Origin of the sequence: Rhodococcus sp. MALMAid1271 (assembly GCF_049195265.1) — a bacterium.
Classification (GTDB): Bacteria; Actinomycetota; Actinomycetes; order Mycobacteriales; family Mycobacteriaceae; genus Rhodococcoides.
The window spans coordinates 89761-113784 of sequence record NZ_JBMIRQ010000108.1; the positions used below are offsets into that span (position 1 = coordinate 89761).

The 24024-nt window shown below is 65.2% G+C and carries 25 protein-coding genes; 14 read left to right on the forward strand and 11 right to left on the reverse strand.

From position 1 onward, the window contains the following. The 4 genes from ACOQFP_RS18225 to ACOQFP_RS18240 all read left to right on the forward strand — a co-directional run bounded on the left by ACOQFP_RS18225 (position 1) and on the right by ACOQFP_RS18240 (position 2836). Entirely contained in the window at positions 1-1083 is a 1083-nt protein-coding gene (locus ACOQFP_RS18225; RefSeq protein ID WP_421585100.1) for an XdhC family protein, read from the forward strand. Between the two features lie 85 nt (positions 1084-1168). Beyond that, positions 1169-1498, forward strand: a complete 330-nt coding sequence (locus ACOQFP_RS18230) for a hypothetical protein (protein WP_421585101.1) — start codon at positions 1169-1171, stop codon at positions 1496-1498. A 238-nt stretch (positions 1499-1736) separates the two neighbouring features. Continuing rightward, positions 1737-2042: a hypothetical protein gene (locus tag ACOQFP_RS18235; protein ID WP_421585102.1), complete on the forward strand. Its 306-nt coding sequence runs from the start codon at positions 1737-1739 to the stop codon at positions 2040-2042. 560 nt (positions 2043-2602) lie between these two features. Continuing rightward, positions 2603-2836, forward strand: a complete 234-nt coding sequence (locus ACOQFP_RS18240; protein WP_421585103.1) for a hypothetical protein — start codon at positions 2603-2605, stop codon at positions 2834-2836. Between the two features lie 105 nt (positions 2837-2941). On the opposite strand, the gene allB is transcribed toward ACOQFP_RS18240, so the two are convergent. The 7 genes from allB to ACOQFP_RS18275 are packed head-to-tail and all read right to left on the reverse strand — an operon-like array spanning position 2942 to position 10363. Continuing rightward, positions 2942-4267 carry an allantoinase AllB gene (gene allB, locus ACOQFP_RS18245; RefSeq protein WP_421585104.1) on the reverse strand — a complete coding sequence of 442 codons (1326 nt, stop codon included), beginning with the start codon at positions 4265-4267 and terminating at the stop codon, positions 2942-2944. Further along, the gene (gene alc / locus ACOQFP_RS18250; RefSeq protein ID WP_421585105.1) at positions 4257-5300 is read right to left on the reverse strand and encodes an allantoicase; all 1044 of its coding nucleotides are present in this window, start codon (positions 5298-5300) and stop codon (positions 4257-4259) included. The genes allB and alc overlap by 11 nt, the downstream gene beginning before the upstream one ends. Beyond that, on the reverse strand, positions 5297-6430 hold the full coding sequence (locus ACOQFP_RS18255) for a glycerate kinase (protein WP_421585106.1): 1134 nt from the start codon (positions 6428-6430) through the stop codon (positions 5297-5299). The genes alc and ACOQFP_RS18255 overlap by 4 nt, the downstream gene beginning before the upstream one ends. Positions 6431-6432: 2 nt before the next feature. Beyond that, entirely contained in the window at positions 6433-8232 is a 1800-nt protein-coding gene (gcl, locus tag ACOQFP_RS18260) for a glyoxylate carboligase (RefSeq protein ID WP_421585107.1), read from the reverse strand. Between the two features lies 1 nt (position 8233). Beyond that, positions 8234-9115, reverse strand: coding sequence for a 2-hydroxy-3-oxopropionate reductase (locus tag ACOQFP_RS18265; RefSeq protein ID WP_206487193.1), 882 nt, complete (start codon positions 9113-9115; stop codon positions 8234-8236). Positions 9116-9124: 9 nt separating this feature from the next. Further along, entirely contained in the window at positions 9125-9955 is an 831-nt protein-coding gene (locus ACOQFP_RS18270; protein WP_341243508.1) for a TIM barrel protein, read from the reverse strand. A gap of 12 nt (positions 9956-9967) precedes the next feature. Beyond that, a complete protein-coding gene (locus ACOQFP_RS18275; protein WP_206487447.1) occupies positions 9968-10363 on the reverse strand; it encodes an allophanate hydrolase-related protein in 396 nt (131 codons plus the stop codon). Between the two features lie 220 nt (positions 10364-10583). Here ACOQFP_RS18275 and uraD point away from each other — a divergent pair, with 220 nt between their 5' ends. From uraD to ACOQFP_RS18300, 5 genes are read left to right on the forward strand one after another with little or no spacing between them, the layout of a single operon-like run. Continuing rightward, complete coding sequence (gene uraD / locus ACOQFP_RS18280; protein ID WP_421585108.1) at positions 10584-11123, forward strand: 2-oxo-4-hydroxy-4-carboxy-5-ureidoimidazoline decarboxylase; 540 nt, start codon at positions 10584-10586, stop codon at positions 11121-11123. Beyond that, the gene (gene uraH, locus ACOQFP_RS18285; protein WP_206487182.1) at positions 11120-11449 is read left to right on the forward strand and encodes a hydroxyisourate hydrolase; all 330 of its coding nucleotides are present in this window, start codon (positions 11120-11122) and stop codon (positions 11447-11449) included. Before uraD ends, uraH begins: the two co-directional genes overlap by 4 nt. Positions 11450-11454: 5 nt before the next feature. After that, entirely contained in the window at positions 11455-12354 is a 900-nt protein-coding gene (gene pucL, locus ACOQFP_RS18290) for a factor-independent urate hydroxylase (RefSeq protein ID WP_421585109.1), read from the forward strand. Positions 12355-12365: 11 nt separating this feature from the next. Beyond that, entirely contained in the window at positions 12366-13769 is a 1404-nt protein-coding gene (locus ACOQFP_RS18295) for a nucleobase:cation symporter-2 family protein (protein WP_206487178.1), read from the forward strand. Positions 13770-13813: 44 nt separating this feature from the next. Next, positions 13814-14575, forward strand: a complete 762-nt coding sequence (locus tag ACOQFP_RS18300; protein WP_206487177.1) for an IclR family transcriptional regulator — start codon at positions 13814-13816, stop codon at positions 14573-14575. On the opposite strand, the gene ACOQFP_RS18305 is transcribed toward ACOQFP_RS18300, so the two are convergent. The 3 genes from ACOQFP_RS18305 to ACOQFP_RS18315 are packed head-to-tail and all read right to left on the reverse strand — an operon-like array spanning position 14572 to position 16530. Next, positions 14572-15390, reverse strand: coding sequence for a spermidine synthase (locus ACOQFP_RS18305; protein ID WP_421585110.1), 819 nt, complete (start codon positions 15388-15390; stop codon positions 14572-14574). The two genes, ACOQFP_RS18300 and ACOQFP_RS18305, sit on opposite strands and share 4 nt — an antisense overlap. Then, complete coding sequence (locus ACOQFP_RS18310; protein ID WP_421585111.1) at positions 15383-15832, reverse strand: cupin domain-containing protein; 450 nt, start codon at positions 15830-15832, stop codon at positions 15383-15385. The genes ACOQFP_RS18305 and ACOQFP_RS18310 overlap by 8 nt, the downstream gene beginning before the upstream one ends. Continuing rightward, positions 15829-16530, reverse strand: coding sequence for a TetR/AcrR family transcriptional regulator (locus ACOQFP_RS18315; protein WP_421585112.1), 702 nt, complete (start codon positions 16528-16530; stop codon positions 15829-15831). The genes ACOQFP_RS18310 and ACOQFP_RS18315 overlap by 4 nt, the downstream gene beginning before the upstream one ends. Before the next feature lie 187 nt (positions 16531-16717). On the opposite strand from ACOQFP_RS18315, the gene ACOQFP_RS18320 reads away from it, so the two are divergent. From ACOQFP_RS18320 to atzF, 5 genes are read left to right on the forward strand one after another with little or no spacing between them, the layout of a single operon-like run. Then, positions 16718-18265, forward strand: coding sequence for an amino acid permease (locus ACOQFP_RS18320; RefSeq protein ID WP_206487166.1), 1548 nt, complete (start codon positions 16718-16720; stop codon positions 18263-18265). 6 nt (positions 18266-18271) lie between these two features. Beyond that, complete coding sequence (locus ACOQFP_RS18325) at positions 18272-19063, forward strand: urea amidolyase associated protein UAAP1 (protein ID WP_421585113.1); 792 nt, start codon at positions 18272-18274, stop codon at positions 19061-19063. Beyond that, a complete protein-coding gene (locus ACOQFP_RS18330; protein WP_421585114.1) occupies positions 19060-19698 on the forward strand; it encodes an urea amidolyase associated protein UAAP2 in 639 nt (212 codons plus the stop codon). Before ACOQFP_RS18325 ends, ACOQFP_RS18330 begins: the two co-directional genes overlap by 4 nt. Continuing rightward, entirely contained in the window at positions 19695-21707 is a 2013-nt protein-coding gene (locus ACOQFP_RS18335; RefSeq protein WP_341243512.1) for a 5-oxoprolinase/urea amidolyase family protein, read from the forward strand. The genes ACOQFP_RS18330 and ACOQFP_RS18335 overlap by 4 nt, the downstream gene beginning before the upstream one ends. Further along, positions 21697-23442 (forward strand): allophanate hydrolase, encoded by a 1746-nt coding sequence (gene atzF / locus ACOQFP_RS18340; RefSeq protein ID WP_421585115.1) that lies wholly within the window; start codon positions 21697-21699, stop codon positions 23440-23442. The genes ACOQFP_RS18335 and atzF overlap by 11 nt, the downstream gene beginning before the upstream one ends. On the opposite strand, the gene ACOQFP_RS18345 is transcribed toward atzF, so the two are convergent. Then, the gene (locus ACOQFP_RS18345; protein ID WP_206487146.1) at positions 23376-24008 is read right to left on the reverse strand and encodes a LysE family translocator; all 633 of its coding nucleotides are present in this window, start codon (positions 24006-24008) and stop codon (positions 23376-23378) included. The two genes, atzF and ACOQFP_RS18345, sit on opposite strands and share 67 nt — an antisense overlap. Positions 24009-24024 lie beyond the last annotated feature (16 nt).

Consider the following 24024-nt stretch of genomic DNA (forward strand, 5'->3'; position numbering starts at 1 on the left):
GTGAAAGACATCGTCGACCGTCTCTCGGCCTGGGACCAGTCAGGCATTCCCTATGCGGTAGCGACCGTCATCGCGGTATCCGGAAGCGCTCCAAGGCTTCCGGGTGCCGCCATGGCGGTCTGCGCTGACGGTGAAGCCGTCGGCAGCGTCTCCGGCGGGTGCGTCGAAGGCGCGGTGTACGAACTGTGTCGCGAGGTCCTCGAGTCCGGTAGGTCCACGCGGGAATCGTTCGGGTACAGCGACGTCGACGCATTCGCGGTCGGCTTGACCTGCGGAGGGGTGATTGAGGTGTTCGTACGGCCCGGCCCGCCGAGGGCAGTGCTCGCGGCCATCGCGTCGGACACTGCGGTGGCGACGGTGACGGTCCTCGACGACGCAGGGCAGTCGCTCGCCGTCTCGTCCTCGACAACGATGGGTACTACCGAATTCGCGGACGTGGATTCAGCGGTCGTCGGAGAGGCGTTGGCGATGCTGGACTCCGGCGGCACCGGCATCAGGTCGCTGCGGTGCCGGCCAGAACTCGAGATCTTCGTACAGTCGTACGCCACCGCCCCGCGGCTGCTGATCTTCGGGGCAATCGACTACGCCGGCGCGCTCGCCCGCGTAGGCAAATTCCTGGGATACCACGTGACGGTTTGTGATGCACGGCCGGTATTCGCCACTGCTGCACGGTTTCCCGACGCCGATGAGGTGGTCACCGAATGGCCGCACTCCTACTTGGCACGGACGACGGTCGATGCCCGCTCGGTGATCTGCGTACTCACCCATGACGCCAAATTCGATGTACCGCTGCTCGAGGTCGCCCTGCGGTTGCCCGTGGCCTTCGTGGGGGCCATGGGATCGCGTAGGACCCACGACGATCGCGCGGCACGGTTGCGCGAGGTGGGGTTGACCGAGCAGGAGCTCGCACGCTTGAAGTCGCCGATCGGCCTGGACCTGGGTGCGAGAACTCCAGAGGAAACTGCGTTGGCGATCGCTGCGGAATTCGTGGCTGTGCGACGTGGGGGTAGCGCGCTGCCACTGACTCGCACCGCCGGCCCGATCCACCACGACGGGGCTACGGCGGAGTCGAAATACGCATAGGTACCCTGGTTCTCGAGACATCGTCCGCATCAGCGAAGGAGTTCAGTTGATTCGCGGCCTACCTCGGTACCGGCAACTGAACCTGGTGAGCATTGCGCTTCTGAGCGCCATGGCTGCTGTCGCCACACTCCAGGGTCTCGATCCATCCGATAGTGCACGTACCGCTGGGCACTTACTGGTCCTGGTGTCCGTGGCTGCGGTCGCTGTGTTCGGCATTCGCCGGAGCGCCTGCAAGCCAACGTGGTTGCTACCGCGGATGACGCTGGCCTGCTACGCGCTGGGTTCCGTGGCGTCACTGGTCGCAGGCAACTACGTAGTAGCAGCGTCCGGCGCACTCACGGCCGCCATCCTTCCACTGTTCTTGACAGACGAACGGTGGAACACGCTGTTCAGGTACGGCATCCACACAGCCTGACGTCTGCACTTCCGACACCGAATCCCCAGTTCAACTCGGTAGTTTCACGGCATTGGATTCCCGTCCACCGTTTGTGTCGGTGGCGTCGTCTACTCTCACCATCAGTTCGAGCATATGTTCTAGTTCGGTTCACTGGGGGGTGACGATCATGGCGGTACCGACGGTGTCGTTGCAGGCGTTGACCGCTGCCGCGCGGGTGAGGCCTGCGCAGCATCAACGAGCATGACATGGTGGCGTGGTGGCGGAGAAGAACGGTTGGTTGCTTATCGATGTGATCGAGCCGCGGCAGATGTCGGTGGTGATGGTCGGAGGCCGTGTGAGATCCGGTGTGGCGCTGTCTTCGGTGGTGGCCAAGAATCCGATTTCTCACTGTCGATGGTGGGTACGAGCCCATCGACCTGTCGGCGTCGATGATCGACCTCGACGCCGGACAGTCCGCTTTGCTGGTCGTGATGACCGTGAAGTAAACGACTTCTCGAATACGAGCATGCACTATGCCGGGCTGTTTGGTAACTTTCGTATCAATACACCTCGGTGTATGTGAAGACTTATATTCCTGGTCCACGTCGGGACGGTCTTCCTCCGACCCACCACCGTGTGGGTTGATGGGCACACTCCGACCCGAGCGTGCCACGTTCCGATCAACTCGGCCCCGGTGACTTGCTCGCAGCGAGCCCCGGGTCTCAGTCTTGCCTGAATCGAACGTCTCCTCGCCAGAGCGAGGGACATTGAGCACTGGAGTGAGAACCATCCGCGTAATAGATGTTCTTGTGTCCTCAGGATTGCCTGCCGCGATCACATTGACAATGTTCGCAGTGCCCGCGACTGCTCACCCGAGCGAAGGCTCGGCACCCACGCCGGGTGCGGCTCGAGACGAACCCGTGGACAAGGATCGCATCGAGCAGATCGATGCGCTGTCAGTTGCGCCGGAGGAATTATTTGGGAGTACATCTGATGAGTGAGCCCCTACTGAAGGCCGATCGGCGTACGAGAGAGTTCTTCGGCGGCCCCGGCCTTGGGGTGATTGCCCTCGTAGTTGTTGCGGCGGTAGTTATTCCGGTTTCAGTCTCAGCATCTGGATGGTCAACATTCAGCGCTGCTGCGGTGCTGTATTCAGTCGCTATCGCAGCAGTAGTTATCGCTGTCAGCGTCCGTAACCATGCCGTACGGGCGGGTAAAGTCGCCGCAGCGGGAAGCGTCGCGGTATTGATTCTGTTCGTCGTCGGCGGCACCGGAATCTTTACCATGTCCGATAGCTTTCGGTGGTCTGGGTTGAGCGCGGCCACGGGGATGGCCCTCGGATCCCTGGCGCTGGGCGCACTGATCCGCCGAGCCTGACCTAGCCAGACATCCAGTGCACCACCAGAGCACAGTGTGATCAACCCCAGAGACAGTCAGCTTCAGAACACGACCCAACCCCGATGACACAACGACACCACCGTTTTAGTCGCGCGTCAGCAGACGTCCCGTCGAGGATTCCGATCCTGCGATCCACGACCGCCGCACCACACCCGACAGGCCGAGTCGATCGTATGCAGTGACCGGGTTGCGGTGGTACAGCTGTGCCACGTCGACGGTGAACTGCTCGTCGGGGGCGAACACCACCAGATCTGCAGCGCAACCGACCTCGATGCGCCCTCGCTCGGCCATTCCCACCTGGTCGGCCGTATTCGTTGCCATCCACCGCACGATGTCGGCCAGTGCACAGCCGCGAGCCCGCGCCTCGGTCCACACCGCGGCCAACGAAACCTGCAGCGACGCGATCCCACCCCAGGCCTCACCGAAGTCCCCGGTGTCGAATCGCTTCAGATCCGGCGTACACGGGGAGTGGTCGGTGACAATGGTATCGATCGTGCCGTCGAGCAACCCCTGCCACAGTGCCTCTCGGTTGCCGGCCTCGCGGATCGGCGGGCAGCACTTGAACTGAGTCGCCCCCGCGGGCACGGCCTCGGCGTCGAAACACAGGTAATGCGGGCAGGTTTCGACCGTCACCCGCACGCCGTCGCGTTTCGCCGCTGCGATCATCGGCAGAGCATCCGCGCTCGAGAGATGCAGAATGTGCACTCGGCACCCCGTCTGGCGGGACAACGCGATCACCTGCTCGATGGCTTTGTTCTCGGCCGCACGCGGACGCGATTCCAGGAACCCCGCGTACTCACGGCCCTCCGCAGACGGTGCCTCGGCGATCAGCTCCGCGTTCTCGGCATGGACGATCATCAAACCGTCGAACGATGCGATCTCGACCAGGGCCTTCTCCAATTCCGGCACCGTCAGCGGCGGAAACTCGTCCACCCCCGACGCGAGCAGAAAGCATTTGAAGCCGAAGACACCGGCATCGTGCAACGGCCGCAGCTGATCGACATTTCCGGGGACCGCCCCGCCCCAGAATCCGATGTTGACCACCGACTGGTCGGCCGCCACCCGGCGCTTGACGTCCAGCGCCGCAACATCGACCGTCGGCGGAATACTGTTGAGCGGCATATCGACAATGGTCGTGATACCACCCGCGGCGGCAGCCCGGGTTGCGCTGGCAAACCCTTCCCACTCGGTGCGCCCTGGCTCGTTGACGTGGACGTGGGTGTCGACGAGCCCGGGTAGCAACACCTCGTCGGCACCGAGCACGATCTCGGTTTCGGCGCGCACCGCCGCATCGGGCGGGTCGATCGCCACGATCCGGCCGTCGACCACAGAAACGGACGCGGACACCTCACGCCCACCGATCACCGCACGAGACGCCCGAACGACCAGGTCGACCGAATCAGACTGCACTGGAAACACTCTCCAGCTCGGACGCCCTCCACGCGATGTCCGCCGAATCGAGCGCCGCGGCATCGAGTTCGCCGAACAGCCGCAATCGTGACAGTCCGCCGTCGGGGTACACATCCAGCCGCAGATGGGTGTACGCCTGCGACTCGTTCAAGAGAAAACGGTGTCGGGTATCGGGCTGCACCGCGGTGCGGGGAAGAATCTCGGTCCACGCTGTCGGGTCGGCGAGGTGTCGATGACGAGAATCCACGGCGCTGAGCCGAATCCAGCCCGGTGCGTTTCCGACGTAGTAGCTCGTGTCCACTTCCACGTGGCGTGGTGCACCGGGGGCCGCCAGAGCGAAGACGGCGAAGTCGTTGCCCCCGCCTCGGCGACGGGAGTTCTCCCAGCCCTCGCCCATGTTTCTGGCGCGCCCGGGCAGGATGATGTTGGCGGGCGAGGAGTAGAACGCATCGGAACAATCGGTCAGTCGTGCGCCGTTCTCGGCCGCGAGCAGATCGATGGTGCCGGCCAGAAAATGCGGATCCTGCACCACCTGGCCGTGCACCCGGAACCGAGCGACGCCGCCGTCGGGATAGATGGACAGGCGCACGTGCGTCCACCGGTGTCGGTCTGCCACCTCGTAGGTGTTCGCAGTATCTCCCTGTGCCGCAGCCTTGTCGACAATGGTGTGCCACTGCGCATTCAGTACGTCCTCGATGGACGGATAGCCCTCGATCGACGCAGCTTCGACGGAGACGAACGGCGGATAGTTGCCGGTGAAGTGAGCGGTGTCCACGACGACACCGTGCACGATTCCCGGAGCTCCGAGTCGCACGATCGCCCAGTCGTGACCACCCTCGTCACGGCGACGCCGCGTCTCCCACCCGTCGTACACCTTTCCCTTGTGGCCGAAGTCGGCGGGATCGAACAGCGGCGCATCGGGCTTGATCAGGTTCTCTCGCTGGGCGAACAGTTCGTCGTTGGCCGCGGACACGCTACCGCCGAGAGACCTCGACGCGAGGTCGGTGAGTGCTCGAAAATCTGTACTGGTCATGACGTTCCTTCCAAAATGTGTGTGGTGGCGATTGTTCGGCCGACCTCGCGCAGCAGTCCGGCTGCGTCGCGCATGGAGATTCGGGGGTCCGGCTCGAGATCGGACAGCGCGTAGGAGGCAACGATCCCGTGCGTGCGCAATCGGTCGATGCCGACGGCGCTTCGACCCGCGACGGTGATCACCGGCACCCCCGCCGCGCGCGCGGCGTGCGCGACTCCGATGGGTGCCTTGCCGTAGAGGCTTTGCTCATCGAGTGATCCCTCGCCGGTGAGAACCAGATCGGCCGACTCCAGAGCGCTGTCGAAATCGATGAGCCCGAGCACCGTGCCGATACCCGGTTTCGCGACGGCACCCAGTACAGCCATGGCTCCGAAGGCGGTGCCACCTGCGGCCCCGGTACCGGCCACGCCGCTGACGTCACGACCGATTGCGTTGCGCACCACATGCGCCCACTGCCGCATCCCGTGTTCGAGGTACAGCAACTCCTGCGGTCCCGCGCCTTTCTGTGGGCCGTAGACGGCCGCGGCCCCGGTGACACCGAGCAACGGGTTGTCCACATCGCAGGCCAACTCGAACTCGGCAGCCCTCGCCGCCGGCAGCAGGCCGGACAGGTCCAGGCGCACCGCACCGCGCATTGCACCACCGCCGGGCGCGACATCGTCACCGTCCGCATCGAGCACACGCACACCGAGCGCCACGAGCATGCCCGCTCCGCCATCGGTGGAAGCGCTGCCTCCGAGTCCGATGACGATACGCTCCGCACCGGCCTCCAGCGCATGCGCGATGACCGTACCCAAGCCGAAGGTGCTCGCCCCCAACGCATCCAATTCTCCGCCGGGCAACAGCTCGAGCCCCACCGCCGACGCCAACTCCACGACCGCGTCGTTGCCGCGGCGAGCGTACGAGGTCTCCACCGGTTCACCGGTCGGTCCCGAGCAGGTCACCGCCACTCGGTCCCAACCGGCGGTGACGGCGGCATCGACGGTGCCGTCACCTCCGTCGGCGACAGGAAGGCTCACCGTCTCGAGCGAACGATCGACCGAGGCCATCCCCGAGGCCAACGCCCGAGCGACCTCCGCCGCCGACAGCGAGCCCTTGAACTTGTCGGGAGCGAGCAGTATGCGCGTCATCTCTAGTCCAGCAGTAGCAACGCGGTGGGTGCGTCGGCCGAGGTGGTTGCCAGCTCCTCGAATTCACCGACGTTGTCGATTTCGGTGCCCATCGAGATGTTCGTGACCCGCTCGAGGATGATCTCGACGACCACGGGAACCTTGTGCTCGTTGGCGAGGGTCCGGGCGCGAACGAGCGCCTCGCCGATGAGCTCCGGCTCGGTGACCCGAAGTGCCTTGCAGCCCAGACCTTCTGCCACCTGAACGTGGTCGACGCCGTAGCCCTTGGGGATGCCGGGTTGGGTGTCCTGCGCCTCCTGGGTGTTGATGTTGTCGAATCCCAGCTGCACACAGAAGTCCATGTCGAAGGCGCGTTGCGCCTGCCGGATCAATCCGAGGTACGAGTTGTTCACCACCACATGCACGTACGGCAGATTGAATTGTGCACCGACGGCCAACTCCTCGATCATGAACTGGAAGTCGTAATCACCGGACAGAGCAACGACATTCGCGCTCGGATCCGCCGCCGCCGCGCCCAGGGCCGAGGGTATGGTCCAGCCGAGCGGGCCGGCCTGGCCGCAGTTGATCCAGTTGCGAGGTGAGTAGACGTGCAAGAACTGCCCACCCGCGATCTGCGAGAGTCCGATGGTGCTGACGTAGCGGGTGTCGCGGTCGAAGACCTTGTTCATCTCCTCGTAGACGCGCTGCGGCTTGATCGGCACGTTGTCGAAATGGGTACGGCGATGCATAGTGCGCTTGCGCGTCGCGCAGTCCTCGACCCAGCCGGACAGGTCACGCAGAGTCCCTGCCGCGCGCCGCTCCTCGGCGACGGCCACGAACTGCTCGAGCGCTGCCTTGGCGTCGGAGATGATGCCGTAGTCCGGTGCGAAGACGCGTCCGATCTGGGTCGGTTCGATGTCGACGTGAACGAACTTGCGACCCTTCCGGTACGTCTCGAGCCCACCGGTATGCCGGTTGGCCCAACGGTTTCCGATGCCGAGCACGAAGTCCGAGGCCAACAGGGTCGCGTTGCCGTAGCGATGCGCGGTCTGCAAACCGACCATTCCCGCCGCGAGGCGGTGATCGTCCGGGATGGTGCCCCAGCCCATCAGCGTCGGGATGACCGGTACATCGAGGATCTCGGCGAGCTGCACCAGCAAGTCGGAGGCATCGGCATTGATGATGCCGCCGCCGGCGACGATCAACGGACGCTCCGACGCGAGCAGCATGTCGATGGCCTTCTCTGCCTGAGCGCGGGAGGCGACGGGCTTGTGAACCGGCAGCGACTGGTACGTCTCGGGGTCGAACTCGATCTCGGCCATCTGCACGTCGATGGGCAGATCGATCAGAACCGGGCCGGGTCGACCGGACCTCATCAGATGAAAGGCCTGCGCGAACGCACCGGGAACCTGGGCGGGTTCGAGCACCGTCATCGCCATTTTGGTGACCGGGGCAGCGATCGACGCGATGTCGACGGCCTGGAAGTCCTCCTTGTGCAACCGCGCGACCGGGGCCTGACCGGTGATGGCGAGGATCGGGATCGAGTCGGCCATGGCCGAATACAGACCGGTGATCATGTCGGTTCCGGCGGGACCGGAGGTGCCGATGCAGACGCCGATGTTGCCCGGTGCGGCGCGGGTGAAGCCTTCCGCCATATGCGAGGCACCTTCGACGTGCCGGGCCAGCACGTGCCGGATGCCCCCGTGGTTGCGCATCGCCGCGTAGAACGGGTTGATCGCCGCGCCGGGGAGTCCGAATGCGGTTGTCGCGCCTTCGAGTTCGAGGATCTTGACTGCGGCATCGGCCGCGCGCATCGTCGCCACGTCAGTTCTCCTTGCCCGAGAGCCGGGCCACGCCGCGGTACAGTGCCGAATGGTCCAGTCCTCCATCGCCATTGGCTCGCGCGGAGGCCATGAGCTGGCCCAGCACCGCGCCCATGGGGATCACCACTCCTGCCTCACGTGCGGCCGAGGTGACGATGCCGAGATCCTTGTGATGCAGATCGATACGGAATCCCGGCTCGAACGAGCGATCCAACATCTTCTGCGCCTTCTGGTTCAGTACTGCCGAGCCCGCGAGACCCCCGCCCAGAACCTCGACGGAGGCCGCAAGATCGACACCGTAGGCCTCGAGGAACGCGATCGCCTCGGCGAGCACCTGAATGTTGCCTGCGACGATCAGCTGATTGGCAGCCTTGACCGTCTGACCGGAACCGTTGGGGCCCACGTGCACGACTGTCTTACCGACGACATCGAGAATCGGCTTGGCACTGGCGAAGTCCTCGGCGCTACCGCCGACCATGATCGACAGGGTCGCGTTCTCGGCTCCGGCCTGGCCGCCGGAGACCGGGGCGTCGAGGATGCGGAAGCCGCGTGAGGCGGCGTCGGCAGCCAACGTGGCGGTGACGTCGGGACGGATGCTGGAGAAGTCGATGATCAGCGCGTCGCGTCGCGCATTGTCGAACACCCCGCCCTCACCGGTGAGGACGTCCTGCACGTCCGGTGAGTCCGGGACCATGATCGCGACGATGTCGGCGTCGTGCACTGCCTTGGCGATGGAGTCGGCCGCGGTGCCGCCCGCCTCCACGAGGGGGCCGGTGCGATCGGGTGTCAGGTTGTAGCCGACCACGTGGTGGCCCGCCTTGGCGAGGTGGACGGACATGGGGCTGCCCATGATTCCGAGTCCGATGAATGCAATGGTGCTCATGAAGATTCCCTACTTGGTAGTGGTGACGCGGTCCGACTGGAGCCAGTCGAACGTGTCCTGGCGGGTGGCCTTGTATTCGAGTCCGACATAGCCGTCGTAACCCCGTGCCGAGAGTGCGGCGAGCTGCCCGCCCAGGTCGAGTGTTCCGGTTCCTGGTTCGCCGCGGCCCGGGGAGTCGGCGATCTGTACGTGCCCGATCAGATCGTGGTGTGCATCGAGTACCGCGGGCACGTCGTCTCCATTGACGGCGAGGTGATAGAGATCGGCGAGCAGACGAAGGTTGTGTACGTCCTGCTCACGCGCTACGCGTCGGATGGTGGCGACGGCACCGGCGGCGGTCGTGATCGGGTATGCGGGCGCGCCGCTGACCGGCTCGAGCAGTACGACGCCACCGATCCTCGCTGCTGCTCTCCCTGCTGCGGCAAGGTTCTCGATTGCGACGTCGTCCTGTTGCATCGGGTCCACTCCGTCGAGCCGGTTGCCGTACAGAGCGTTGAAGGCTTTGGTGCCCAACTGTTCTCCGATTGCGACAGCGACATCGATGTTGTCTCGGAAGGCCCGAACCTGCGCAGGGTCGGAAAGTATGCCGCGATCACCGGCGGGCATATCGCCGGCGGCGAAGTTCAGTCCTGTCAGCTGCACCCCGGCATCGCGAATCGCGGACACGAAGGTATCGATCTCGGCGTCGGAGGGGACCGGTGTCGAGAACGGCCACCAGAACTCGACGGCCTCGAAGCCTGCGTCTTTGGCCCGTTGCGGCCGATCGAGCAAGGGAACGTCGGCGAAGAGAATGGAGCAGTTGACGGTGTAGTTGACATGTGTGTCAGCAATATTGTTCATGCACATGACCTTTCAGTTCTGCGGTGCTGGAAGTCCGCGGTACCGACGCCAGCTGCCGGTGTAGGTGATGTCGGTGAGCTCGCCTGGCCGGGCCTCGAGCACTCCTGGCCGTAGTCCGACACCGAGGACGGATCGTCCGTCGTCGAGTGCGACTACCGTCAGCTCCAGCTCCGGCGGTTCGTCCGGCAGGAACGTGGTCCGGATGGCGTCGAGGGGGATGTCGTACAACTCGCCTTCGATCGCCGCGCCTGCGGTGTGGTCGAGCAGCAGCGCGGGGAATTCGTCCCGCACCGAATAGAAGCGGTAATGCGGGGTGGTGCGCACCGTGCCCACGAATGGGTGTGACGAGACGTTGTGGTGCAGGCTTCCGCCGCGCATGGCACCACCGTTACAGAAGAGCTCCGCCATGAAGTCGTTCCTCTCGGGGTCGAGCATACCGGTCAAAGTCCGTATTATGGAATCGGTATTCCGTTGGATGGATCGAGTGTGGCGTGCGCCACGGAGTCCTGTCAAGACCCGATCCGTCTTGCATGCCGAATCATCCTTCGCCGCAACGCTGGAACATCGGACGCACAGTCGACGCCAATCCACCCTTGACAGTTGTTGTGATCGGTGTCACGCTCGATTGGTGGAATCATCATTTCGTATTGCGGAATCACACATCGGCGGCGATGTCGTCGCCGAATTGAATGCGGCCTCCGAGGTCGACGCGGCTCGAATGCTCTCGCACTGCCTGGACGTTCCCCGCTGGATCGAGGAGGTTCTCCAGCACAGACCCTTCACCGACGCCCAGTCCCTGCGTCGAACGATCGCGCACGCTGCCGCTCCGCTGACCGAGGACGAGATACGCCGTGCACTCGCGGTGCATCCTCGCATCGGGGAACGCCCGAGCGGCGAGGATCTCGCTGCGCGCCACGCGAGCGCCGAACAATCCGGCGTCGACATCTCGGTCGAGGGCATCGAGCAACGCCTGCGAGCAGGGAACCTGGCCTACGAGAACCGGTTCGGGCAGGTTTTTCTGATCCGAGCAGCAGGCAGGAACGCCGAGGACGTGCTGCGCGCCCTGGGCGACCGCCTCGGCAACGATCGGCAGACCGAAGCTGCGGTCGTCGAGCACGAGCTGCGTGAGATCGCCGCCGTGCGGGCAACGGGAAGCCTGGAACCATGACCAGCCACGTCACCGCGCACGTTCTCGATGCAGCGAGAGGCATCCCTGCACAAGGTCTCTCGATCGAACTCAGCGATGCGGACGGCAATGCGATAGCACGGTCCACTACCGACGAACAGGGCCGCGTCTCCTCGCTCGGCCCGGAGGAACTGACGCCGGGAACCTATCGCCTCATCTTCGCCACCGGTGCGTACTTCGCGGCCCAGCACACCGAGTGTTTTCACCCCGAAGTAGTCGTCACCTTCGCGATCACCGCATCCGATCAGCACTATCACATCCCACTTCTGTTGAGCCCGTTCGCTTTCACCACCTATCGAGGGAGCTAGAAACCATGACCATCGTGCTCGGAGCAAACCAGTACGGCAAGGCCGAATGCAGACTCGTCCGCATCGACCGCGAGACCCCACGGCACCGGATCACCGACGTCAACGTCAGCTCACAGCTGCGCGGAGATCTCGACGCCGTACACGCAGAGGGCGACAACGCCCACGTCGTTCCCACCGACACCCAGAAGAACACCGTGTACGCCTTCGCTCGGGACGGCATCGGGGCCATCGAGCATTTCGCGCTCCGCCTCGGCGCTCACTTCACCGAGAGCTTCGATTGGATCACCGGCGGCCGTTGGGAGGTCGAGCAATACCAGTGGTCCCGCATCGGAAGCAACGGTACGCCCGGCGACGGCTACGACCACTCGTTCGTCAAATCGAGCGACGAGAAGCGAAACACGATCGTCACCGTCGACGGCGACGACATCTCCATCGTCTCGGGAATCAGCGACCTCGTGGTGCTCAATTCGACGGCCTCCGAGTTCTGGGGCTACCCGAAAGACCGGTACACCACGTTGCAGGAGACGACGGACCGAATCTTGGCCACGTCGGTCAGCGCCCGCTGGCGGTACCTTTCCACCGATCTCGACTTCGACAAGACCTTCGACGACGTCCGTTCCATCATGCTCGACGCCTTCGCGACCACTCACTCTCTCGCGTTGCAGCAGAGCCTGTTCCAGATGGGCAAGCAAGTACTCGAGGCGCATCCGGAGATTGCCGAGATCAAATTCTCGATGCCCAATATCCACCACTTCCTCGTCGATCTCGAGCCATTCGGACTCGACAATCCCGGTGAGGTCTTCTTCGTCGCCGACCGCCCCTACGGTCTGATCGAGGCGACGGTGGAGCGCGACGACGCCCCGGACGCGGGTCGCGCCTGGGATACCGTGCCCGGATTCTGCTAGGGGAGGCGGCCATGAAGCTGACGACTTCGAAGCTCACGAAGCGAGCCACCACGCCGCACGATCCCGCCCGTCCCGAGGACGAGCGGTTGTCGATCGGCCGGTCGTACGTCTACGGGTTGCAGCACATCCTGACGATGTACGGCGGCGTCATCGCCCCACCCCTGATCGTCGGGGGCGCGGCCGGATTGAGCGGCACCGAGATCGCACTGCTGGTCTCGGCAGCGTTGTTCGTCAGCGGAGCGGCCACCTTGCTGCAGACCCTGGGACTGCCGTACTTCGGCGCAAAATTGCCGTTGGTACAGGGAATCTCGTTTGCGTCGGTGTCGACGATGGTGGCGATCGCGAGCGGTCCTGGTGGATTGAACTCGGTGTTCGGGGCCATCATCGCCGCCGGTGCCATCGGTATTCTCATCACCCCGTTCTTCAGCAAGATCGTGCGCTTCTTCCCTCCCGTGGTGACCGGAACGATCATCACGGTCATCGGCATCTCGCTCCTGCCGGTTGCGGTTCGGTGGGCGATGGGCGGCGATCAACAGGCCACCGACTGGGGCTCGATGTCCAATATCGGACTCGCAGCATTCAGCCTGTTCATCGTGCTCCTCGTCAGCAGGCTGGTGCAGGGCACGCTCTCGCGCCTGTCGATTCTGATCGGCATCGTCGTCGGCACGCTCTTCGCCATCCTGATCGGCAAGGCCGATTTCTCCGAGGTCGGGAACGGCGCCGTCTTCAGGTTCCCCGAGCCGTTCGCCTTCGGCGCGCCGACATTTCAGATCGCGGCGATCATGTCGATGGTTGTGGTCATCCTCGTGATCATGACCGAGACCACCGCGGACATCCTGGCCGTCGGTGAGATCGTGGGCACCGACGTCGATGCGCGACGCGTCGGTGACGGACTGCGCGCAGACATGGTTGCCACCACCATCGCTCCCGTGTTCGGCACGTTCCCGGCCAGTGCCTTCGCACAGAACGTCGGGCTCGTGGCCGTGACCGGGATCAAGAGTCGCTACGTCGTCGCGGCCGGCGGCTCGGTGTTGCTCTTCCTCGGTCTGTTTCCCATCCTCGGGCTCGTCGTGGCTTCGGTTCCGCTTCCAGTGCTCGGCGGCGCGGGCATCGTATTGTTCGGCTCGGTGGCGGCGAGCGGTATCCGGACGCTGTCCAAGGTGGAATTCGAGGGCAATCTGAACCTCGTCATCGTGGCGGTGGCCATCGGATTCGGCGTCATCCCCATCGCTGTGCCTGGCTTCTACGCGGCCTTCCCCGATTGGGTCCATGTGGTGCTGGACTCGGGCATCAGTGCGGCGAGCATCGTCGCCGTCCTGCTGAACATCGCGTTCAACGTGATCACGCGAGGCCAGAAACCCTCGCCCTCGGTGGTGACCGCGGCACCGCCGGTGGCAACCCGGCATCACCAGTAGAGTTCTCCGGGAGAGACGGCGACTACGAAGGTGCGAGGTGGACTGTGGCGGCAGGTGGCGGTGTGCAGTCCGTGGAACGTGCGTTCGAGTTGCTCGACATCATGGCCGCGTCGGGCGGGTCCATCGGAATCAGCGAACTGGCCGAGGCCACCGATCTGCCGATGCCGACCGTGCACCGACTGATCGGAACCCTGGTCTCTCTCGGCTACGTCCGCCGGTTGCCGTCACGTCGATATGCTCTGGGTACCAAGCTCATTCGATTGGGCGACAGCGCATCCAAGCTGATCGGCGGATGGGCGAAGCCCTATCTGGCCGAGCTCGTCCGGATCACGCACGAGACCTCGAACATGGCGTTTCTCGAGGACGACATGGCGGTCTACGTCGCGCAGGTGCCGTCGGAGCACGCTATGCGGATGTTCAACGAGGTGGGCCAGCGCGTGCTGCCGCACTCGACCGGCGTCGGCAAGGCCCTGCTCGCGCAGTTGGACGACGATGCCGTCCGTGCCATCGTCGATCGGCTCGGCATGGCGCCCCGCACCGTCCACACCCTCACCACTCTCGATGCGTTGCTCGCGGATCTCGCGCTGACCCGCGAACGCGGTTACGCCGTGGACGACGGTGAACAGGAAGTGGGAGTGCGATGCTTCGCCGTGCCGGTGCTCGGTGCCCCGACGCTCACGGCGATGTCGATTGCCGGGCCAACCGCCCGAGTCACCGCCGAGTCGGCCGAGCAATTCGTGCCGTTGTTGATCTCGGCCGCCGAGCGACTGTCCAAGGATCTCGCGAGCAACGTTCCGGCACCTTAGTCTCGCAACACTTTCGCGTCTTTCGAGAACGTCTTCACCTGGTCGGTCAGCCACACGTGCGCCGGGACTGCGCCGCCGAGCAGCTCGCGAGCCAATGACGGGGATTCCCCGATCGGGACGTCACTGCCGGCGATGATGATGTTTCCGTAGCGTCTGCCTTTGAGCATCGCCGGATCGGCGACGATCGCCGTGTGTGGGAACACACTGCGAATGGTCGACGCCTCCTGCTTCGCGAGCGAGAGGTCGCGCCGGTCACCACAGTTGACGACGTACATACCGCCGGGTGAGAGGACGCGTCGAACATGCGCGGTGAACTCGGCGGTGAGTAGCGACGCGGGAGTTGTGGCTCCGGCGAAGACATCTCGCACGATCAGGTCACGGCTGTTCTCGCTGAGTGTTTCGGTGACCGCTCGCGCCTCGCCGACGCGGATCCGCAGCAGCGGTGCCCGCGGTAGATCGAACCACTCGCGAACCAGTTCCGAGAGCCTGCCGTCGAGTTCCACGACCACCTGACGGGCACCGGGAAACTCGGTGGTGAACGATCGGGCCAGCGTGCAGGCCCCGCCCCCGAGATGCAGAGCCCTCAGCGCGAAGCTCGAATCCCACTGCGCTCGAACCAGTCCCGATATCCACCGCATGTATTCGAACTCGAGGACGGTGGGGTCGCTCATGTCGATGTGTGAGCTGGGCACATCGTTGACGTTGACGATCCAGCCGTCGCCGGAGAACGTATCGCGAACCAATTCGCAGGTGCCCGAGTCGATCTCGAACACCCCGGGTTGCAGCCCGCCCGCCGGTGCCCGCTTCCTACCCATGGCCGATCTCGAGCTTGAAGTCTTCGAAATCGAATCCCGGAGTGACGACGCAGCTGACGAGGCTCGGCTCGTCACCCACCGGCCGCGCCCGCTGCCACTGCGACGGTGGCACGATCTGCTGCGGGGAATCGGCGCTCACCAGCAGCGAGGTCACCGCCCCCGGCTCGGCGTCGGCACCACCGAGGTCGAGTTGCACCGGGCTACCGCGGTGGTAGAGCCACATCTCGGTACCCCTCACGGTGTGCCAGGCCGATTGTTGGCCGGGCATGAGCAGGAACAGTATTGCCGTACCGGCTGCGCGTGGACCGGGGTACCCCTCGGGCAGCCCCGCCTGGGCGATGGTGATCTCGCTGCGCCAGGTCTCGCGGAACCACCCACCTTCCGGGTGGGGCTCGAGGTCGAGGCTCTGGGCCCAGTCGGGCAGTGACGTCCTGGAAGTCATGGTCGGTCCAATGGCTGAGCATCGACTGCTATTCCGGCGACCGCCTCGAGCAGGGCCTCCGCGTCCTCGTGCACGGGCCCGAGATCCCCGGTCCAGCCGAGCACTCGCACCGCGGCTGCCGCGATCCCTGCTGCATCCGCTGTCGGGTCGTGGCGTCCGTTCTCGACATCGGCCCGAGCGTTCACCACGGTCTCGACCAGACGAAACGGCAGATCTTCGGTGCCCGGCCTGCGCTCGGAACCGAGTTGGACGAGGGTGTCCGAGGCGATGGCCGCGTACAGCCGCATCAGTCGGTAGCGATGGTCACGGAAGGTCTCGAAACGCTCGCTGCGCAGTTCGGGCAGCAGATAGAGCGCGCCCAGATTCCACGTCGATGCACCCAGTTGCCCCGCGTCGAAGTAGGCCAGCGCGTACATCTGGGTGGCGGGGTCGGCCCGCGAGTCCCGAATCCGCTGCGCAACGGCGAGCGGTTCGTCGACGGTGCCGCTGAGCAGCGCGTCGAGGATGTCGTCCTTGGTGGCGAAGTGGTGGTAGAGCGAGGCCTGACGCAACCCGACGGCCTCGGCGATGACGCGGGTCGAGGTGTTGGTGAATCCGCGGGTGGTGAAGAGCTCGGCCGAGGCGTCGAGTATCTCCTCGCGTGCGGTGTCGCCGGGCCGCTTCTTCGTGCTCAGTCTCGGTCTGCCTGCGCCGGTCATGTCCTCATCCTGTCAGGTCTGCATGCGGGTGAGATTTCTGTCATCTGATCGAAATAGAGGAAACGAGTTCGTTGCACGACGGTCACCGACAGGGAACGACGGTGCCGAAAACTATCAACTGACAGAAACCCGCCTCGGCGATGCAGCGGGTGATCGCTCACCACCCACCTCGCCCGGAGGAGACCTCATGAGCTCGACGACATTGCCTGCCCCCGGTACCGGTTCCGAACCGGGTCACCCCTCGGACCATTCGGATCTCGCTGCCCTCGGTTACGACCAGCAACTGCACCGAAGCCTCGGCAAGTACGCATCCTTCGCCGCCGGCTTCTCGTTCGTCTCGATTCTCACCACCATCTTCCAACTCTTCGGCCTCGGCTTCAGCTTCGGCGGACCCGCCTTCTTCCTCACCTGGCCACTGGTGTTTCTCGGTCAGTTCATGGTGGCGCTCAACTTCGCCGAACTCGCTGCCCGCTATCCCATCTCGGGTGCCATCTATCACTGGTCCCGCCGCATGGGCGGTGAACTGGTCGGATGGTTCGCCGGATGGTTCATGATCATCGCGCAGATCGTCACCGCCTCCGCGGCGGCGATCGCCCTCCAGGTCGTGCTGCCCAGCATCTGGAGCGGGTTCCAGATGATCGGCGAGGACACCGCACTCACCTCGCCCAGCGGTGCCGCGAATGCCGTTGTGCTCGGCTCGATTCTGTTGGTGCTCACCACCACCATCAACTGCATCGGCGTCGACTGGATGTCGCGCATCAACAGCATCGGCGTCACCTGCGAGATCGTCGGCGTCATCGCCCTGGTCCTGGTGTTCTTCACCCACGCCGAGCGCGGACCCCAGGTGGTCCTCGATACCGGCAGCGCCGGTGCCGAGCCCGGATACATCGGGGCATGGATCGTCTCCGGCCTGATGGCCGCCTACGTCATGGTCGGCTTCGGCTCGGCGGGCGAACTCGCCGAGGAAACCCGCAATCCCCGACGCGTCGCACCTCGCACCATCCGACTCGCTCTCTCCGCCTCGGCGCTGGGCGGCGGACTGATGATCGTCGGCGCATTGATGGCCGCGCCGAGCCTCACCGACGGCCAGTTGGCAACGCAGGGCCTGCCGTACGTGATCGACTCGATCCTCACCTCTCCGTGGGGCACGATCCTGCTGATCGACGTCTCGATCGCCGTGTTCATCTGCACCCTCGCGATCCAGACCGCGGCTTCGCGGCTGATGTTCTCGATGGCCCGCGACGGTCGACTGCCTGCCTCCGCAGCTCTCGCAAAGGTCAACTCGCGCACCGGCACCCCTATCGCCCCCTCGGTACTGATCGGCCTCGCCTGCATCGCGATCCTGGCCGTCAACGTCGGCAACTCCGCGATATTCACCACGCTGTCCAGCGTCTGCATCGTGTTGATCTACCTCGCCTACATGATGGTGACCGTCCCGCTGCTGATCCAGCGGCTCAAAGGCTGGCCGCGCGGTGGAGTGCAGCACGACGCGGACGGGCAGAAGCTGTTCACCCTCGGCCGCCTCGGCGTGCCCGTCAACATCGCCGCAGTTCTGTACGGCGGGCTGATGGTGATCAACCTGTCGTGGCCGCGGGCCGAGATCTTCGACCCCACCGGCGAATTCCCACTGCTGCGATGGGCAGCACCCCTGACCGTCCTCGCCGTGATCCTCGTGGGAATTGCCTGCCTTCCGCACGGAAAAGCCCACCCGAAGCCCGTCACGATCGGAGCCTGAACCCACATGAGCTCAGCAACCGCAACCACGCAATCGGCCAAAGCGCACGCCCGATCTCAGGCGACCGTCGCGCCCGCACCCACCGCACCGGAGGGGATATCGGAGCTCACCTGGGCAGAGTCGGTACCCGGCGGCAGCTACACCTCCGCGGTCCTCGCCCGCGGAACCCGGCTCCGGCTACTCGACGTCGACGGCAGCGCCTGCGCGCATCTGCTGCTCTACCGCGCCGAAGCACCGTGGGAACGACTCAACACCGCAGATACCGTGAAGGTTCCGTGGCAGGCGTACCTCGGTGCAGGCCACCCGCTCCTCTCGGATCAAGGCCGCGTTCTGGCCACCATCGTCGACGACACCTCCGGTCGTCACGACGCACTGTGCGGCACGACGTCCACCTCGACCAACACCGCGAAATACGGAGTCAGCGGACCACATTCGGCCGCGCCGGCGGGGCGCGAGCTGTTCACGCTCGCCGCGGCAAAGCACGGACTCCAACCGCGGGACGTCGCGCCGTCCCTGTCGTTCTTCCACGGCGTCACGGTCGGAGCAGATGGCGCGCTCACCAGTACCGGTTCGGCCGGGCCGGGGCGATCGGTGGATCTACTCATCCACCTGCCGGTGATCGTGTTGCTCGCCAACACCGCTCATCCACTCGATCCGCGCCCCGAGTACCCCACGACATCCCTCGACGTGCTCGCCTGGCGAGCAACGGAGGAACTGCTCCAGCTGACCAACACCGAGCCGGAATATCAACGCGCAGTGACGAACACCGAGAACGCATGGAAGGCAGCAGCACAATGACCACCAGCACCCTCGAGAGCACGATCGTGCGGGACGAGATCGCCCCTGCGTTCGGCCCCTGGTCCGCCGTCGTCGAAGTGGGAGATGTTCTGACCATCGTCGACCTGTGCGGCAATCAAGCAGTCGACACCCTGCTGTACAGCGCACACGACCACTCGATTCGCTACTCGGCCGCCTCGACGATCGCCGCGCAGCAGAACCTGTTCCTGACCACCGGAACCGTTCTGCGCAGCGATGATTCAACACCACTGATGACGATCGTCCGGGACGAGGTGGGTAACCACGACACCGTCGGCGGGGCGTGCTCGAAGGAATCGAACACCCTGCGCTACGGCCACCACACCCGGCATCAGCACGCCTGCGTCGAGAACTTCCTCATCGAGGGCTCCAAGTGGGGACTCGGCAAACGAGACCTGGCCCCCAACATCAACTTCTTCATGAACGTCCCCGTCGACTCCGACGGCACTCTCGGCATCGTCGACGGTCTGTCGGCTCCCGGCAAGACGCTCTCGCTGCGTGCCGAGATCGACACCCTGGTACTGGTGTCGAACTGCCCGCAGATCAACAACCCCTGCAACGGATTCGACCCCACCGCAGTGCGCATGATCGTGACGCGAGAGTCGGCTCCGGCATGAACGCGACCAAGATGACCGTGCAGCGGCCCGGGATGCTCACCACGGTGCAGGACTGGCCGGGACGCATCGGGTACTGGAAGGTGGGCGTACCGCCGTCCGGACCGATGGACGATCTGTCGTTCCGTCTCGGCAACACCGCGCTGGGCAATGCGGAGGGCGCACCGGGACTCGAATCCACCATGGCCGGTCCGGCATTGACCTTCGATGCCGATACCTACGTCTGTGTCACCGGTGCCGCGGTGCCGGTGACGATCGACGCAATACCTGCCCCGCAGTGGCGGCCGGTGCTGGTTCCCGCCGGGTCGACCCTGGACGTCGGCACCACCACCGGGCATGGCCTCCGGGTCTACGTTCTGATCCAGGGCAGCCTCGAGGTCGAGGACTATCTGGGTAGCGCAGCGACGTTCACGCTCGGCAAGTTCGGCGGACATCGCGGCGGCACCCTCGGTGAGGGCGACGTGATCGGGCTGGCAGGGCGCTCGGACGACCCCGGCATTCTCGGGCCGATCCCGATGGAACACCTACCGGTACTGACGTCGAGCTGGGACATCGCCGTCACCGAGGGGCCGCACGGGGCCCCGGAGTTCTTCACCCGCGCCGATATCGACACCCTCTACGCCACGCGCTACGAGGTGCATTTCAACTCCGACCGCACCGGTGTCCGGTTGATCGGACCGAAGCCGCAATGGGCCAGGACCGACGGCGGTGAAGCCGGGCTGCATCCGTCCAACATCCACGACAACGCCTACAGCGTCGGCGCACTCGATTTCACCGGCGACACCCCGATCCTGCTCGGCCCCGACGGCCCGAGTCTCGGCGGATTCGTCTGCCCCGTCACCGTGGTTGCCGCCGAACGCTGGAAGCTCGGCCAACTCCGGCCCGGGGACACCATCCGATTCGTTCCGGTCCGGGCCGCGGCGACCGCACCGCTCGGCTCGCTGGGTCTGGCCCGACGCGCGTCACTACCTGCCGTCTTCTCCGCAGGCGGCGACGGTGACGACGGGGTCATCGCCCGCCGCGACGCCGACACCTGCGTCACCTATCGGCGCTCGGGAGACGACAACGTTCTCGTCGAGTACGGCGATATGAAACTCGATCTGTCCCTGCGCGCGCGGGTGCACGCCCTGCATCAGCGCATCGAGGCGATCGCACCGCGCGGGCTGGTGGACCTGACCCCCGGCATCCGTTCGTTGCAGGTGAAGGTGAATCCCGATGTCCTGTCGATCGACTCGTTGATGGGGCTGCTCGCCGAGGTCGAGGACGATCTGCCCGCCGCCTCCGAGCTGATCGTCCCCAGTCGCCGGGTTCGGCTGCCGCTGTCCTGGGACGACCCGTCGACGAGGGAGGCCATCGCGCGATACATGCACGGGGTGCGCGCCGACGCCCCCTGGTGCCCGTGGAACATCGAGTTCATCCGGCGCATGAACGGCCTCGATTCCGTGGCCGAGGTGTTCGACACCGTCTTCGCCGCCGACTACATGGTGCTCGGGCTGGGGGATGTGTATCTGGGCGCACCGGTGGCGACCCCGCTCGATCCACGACACCGACTGGTGACGACCAAGTACAACCCCGCTCGCACGTGGACACCGGAGAATGCCGTCGGCATCGGCGGGGCCTACCTGTGCATCTACGGTATGGAAGGCCCCGGCGGCTACCAGTTCGTCGGCCGCACGACGCAGGTGTGGAACCACAGCGCCACCTACAGCGGTGGACCGTTCGAGGAGGGCACCCCGTGGTTGCTCCGGTTCTTCGACCGCATCTCCTGGTACTCGGTCGAACCCGAGGAGCTGATGGACCTGCGCGCAGATCTGGCCGCCGGACGCGGCGGCGGAGTGCAGATCACCGACGGTGAGTTCTCCCTCGCCGAACACGAGAGCTTCCTCGAGACCAACGCCGACTCGATCGCCCGATTCCGCGCGACACAGGCCGTGGCCTTCGGAGCCGAGCGGGACGCATGGTCGGCAGCAGGAGAATTCGACACGAAGAAGGGCAGAACCGATGCGGCCTGAGGTACGAGAGCGAGTTCTACAGGCGTACAAGCGTATTGCCGAAGTGGACCGCCCCGAGGTGTGGATCACGCTCCGCGACGAGGACGAGGTGCTGGCCGAGGCCGTCACGATCGACGAGGCGATCGCGGCCGGTGCGGAGCTACCGCTCGCGGGCACACTGGTCGCGGTCAAGGACAACATCGACGTGGCGGGGCTGCCCACTACCGCTGCCTGCCCCGAATTCGCCTACACACCCGAGGTATCCGCGGCTGCGGTCGAACGGCTGACCAGCCGCGGCGCGCTGGTGCTCGGCAAGACCAACCTGGATCAGTTCGCCACCGGACTGGTCGGCACCCGCAGCCCCTACGGAGCGGTGCGTTGCGCCTGGGACCCCACCTTGATCGCGGGCGGTTCGAGTTCGGGCTCCGCAGCCGCCGTGGCCCTGGGAATAGTCGACATCGGAATCGGCACCGACACAGCCGGTTCGGGTCGAGTTCCGGCCGCGTTCCACGGCCTGGTAGGCATCAAGAGCACGCTGGGGATCGTACCGACCAGCGGGGTCGTGCCCGCCTGCGCCGACTACGATTGCGTCACCGTACTGGCCCAGGACCTCGACAGTGCCACTGCAGCAATGAAAGTCATGAGCGGACCTGCTGTCACCGACCCCAGGAGCCGATCCTGGCCGAGCGACGTCCGGCTGGCTGCCGCACCGCAGCCACGCCTCGCCGTCCCCCGAGCCGGGGATCTCGCATCGTTGAGCCCGGCGTACCGTCGGGCATTCGCCGATACTGTCGCGGGTCTGGCCGACAAGGGCTTCACCCACGTCGAGGTCGACATCGCCGCCCTGCTCGACGCGGCAACACTGCTGTACGACGGAGCTATTGTGGCGCAGCGCTATTCGGCGGTGGGGCCGTTTCTCGACTCGGCACCGGCCGGAGCAGATCCCACGGTCGCCGCGATCGTCGGAGCTGCGGCCGAACCCTCCGCGCACCGCTACGTGGACGATCTCGACGCTCTTGCACGAGCGAAAACCGCTGCGCGGGAACTCCTGTGCGATACCGACGGTCTGCTTCTGCCCACCACCACCGAGCATCCCACCATCGCGGCGGTGCAGTCCGATCCGATCGGAATCAATCGCCGTCTGGGTACCTTCACCAACTTCTGCAATCTGCTCGATATGGCGGCGGTGGCTGTTCCCGGTGCCGCGACGGCCGACGGCGCTCCGTTCGGAGTGATGTTCGTCGTGCCCGCCTTCGAGGATCAGGTCGCGATCGATCTCGCCGCGCGACTGATCGGCACATCGTCACCCGCACTGATCGACGACGGCATCGAGGTGCTCGCCGTGGGGGCGCACCTGCGCGGCTTCCCGGTGCACCGTCAGTTGATCGATCGCGGTGCCCGGTTCAGTGGAGAGGTGACCACGTCTGCGGACTATCGGCTGGTCGATCTGCACACCACCCCGCCCAAGCCGGGCCTGGTACGGCGGTCGGGCGGCGGCGCGCCAATCGCCGGAGAGCTGTATCGAATGTCTGCCGCAGCGCTCGGCACCTTCCTGGCAGAGTTGCCCGCTCCGATGGGGCTGGGTCCGGTCGAGTTGTCCGACGGTAGATGGGTCACCGGATTCTGCTGCGCGCACGACGCAGCGGAACGGGGTACCGACATCACCGAGTACGGCGGCTGGCGTGCGTATCAGGGCCTACCGCCATCGGCGGCGACCCGCACAGCGAGGAACCCGAGCACCGTACCCATGACGTAGCGCTGCACCTTCAGCCACGTCGGTCGCAGGGCGAGAAAGCGGGCGATCGATCCGGCCAGCACCACGATCGCCAGATTGATCGCCACCGCGACGACGATCTGCACCCCGCCGAGTGTGAAGCCCTGCAGCACAAGGTGTCCGGCTGCAGGGTCGACGAACTGCGGGATGACCGAGATGTACATGATCGCTATTTTCGGATTGAGCAGATTCGTCACCAAGCCCATGGTGAACAGTCGACCGGTCGAATCCTGTTGCAGTTCGGCCGGTTCGAATGCCGAGACCGTCCCCCGCAGCGCCTGCACCGCCAGCCAGGCGAGGTAGGCGGCCCCGGCCAGCTTGACCGCTGTGTACAGCGCAGGAACGGCGGTGAACACCGCGGCCAAGCCCAGATTGGTGGCCGTGAGATAGATCAGGAACCCGAGTGCGACGCCGGCCAACGACACCATTCCCGCGCGCCTGCCTTGCGAGATGCTGCGCGAGACGAGGTAGATCATGTTGGGTCCCGGGGTCAGCACCAACGCGAGAGCTACAGCGAACACGCCGATCACAGCGGAATACGAGACCATGCGGTCGAGACTTCAC